This window comes from Actinomadura kijaniata NBRC 14229 (assembly GCF_001552175.1).
GTDB classification, from domain to species: domain Bacteria; phylum Actinomycetota; class Actinomycetes; order Streptosporangiales; family Streptosporangiaceae; genus Spirillospora; species Spirillospora kijaniata.
This window is the reverse complement of the sequence record NZ_BCQR01000346.1, coordinates 1-776: the sequence shown is the minus strand read 5'-3', so window position 1 is coordinate 776 and position 776 is coordinate 1. Positions and strand designations below refer to the sequence as shown.

1 protein-coding gene is annotated in these 776 nt (G+C 77.1%); it reads right to left on the bottom strand.

Annotated features, from left to right (window positions below; genetic code table 11):
- Positions 1-27: 27 nt before the first annotated feature.
- Positions 28-776 (bottom strand): DUF6457 domain-containing protein (locus AKI01S_RS48650; protein ID WP_067833953.1); only part of this gene is annotated, 749 nt, incomplete at its 5' end.

The window sequence follows — 776 nt, the reverse complement described above, 5'->3', positions numbered from 1 at the left end:
TCGTAGGCCAGGGCTTTGGAACGCGGCCTAGTCGATCACGGCCTGTTCGGCCCCGGCCTGTTCGTTCACGCCGGTCCGGTCCTTCCAGCACTCGGCCATCTCGGTGAGCCGCGCCGCCGCGTCCCGGGCCGGGATGCCCTTGCCCACCGCCAGGCCCAGCAGGTAGGCGGTCACCGGGGCGCCCGGCCGGGTCACCTGGTGGGCGACGTCGCGCGCCAGGTCCAGCACCAGGTCCCGGTCCAGGTCGTCGCGGGCGACGCCGAGTTCGAGGCACACGGCCTTGATCCAGTCCTCCAGCATGCCGTTCCTCCCCCTAGGTGGACCTCCACTGTCGCACGGGTCGGCCGCGGCGAGCAGGTCGGCCCTGGCCAGCGTGTCGGGGGTGTCGCAGTCGTACCACGGAGGACGCTCCCCCGCCTCGGCCGTCACCGGCACCGGCTCCAGGGGGCGCAGCAGCCCGTGCAGGGAGGAGCGGGTGTAGCCGTCGAGGGCCGCGCGCAGGGCCGCGGTGCGCCAGCATCCGGCCAGCCACTGCTCGCGGCCCCGGTCGTCCAGCAGGACGGCCCCGGCCGCGTCGCGGGCGGCCTCCCGCAGGGCGGTCACGTGCCGGACGCGCAGGAACGGCAGGTCGGCGGCGAGCAGCACCACCCACGGCGCGTCCACCTCGGCCAGCCCGGCGCGCAGCGCGGGCACCGGGCCCGCGCCGGGCGGGTCCTCCCGGACGGTGACCGCGTCCGGGACGGCGTCGCGGGGCGGGCCGACCACGACCAGGCGGC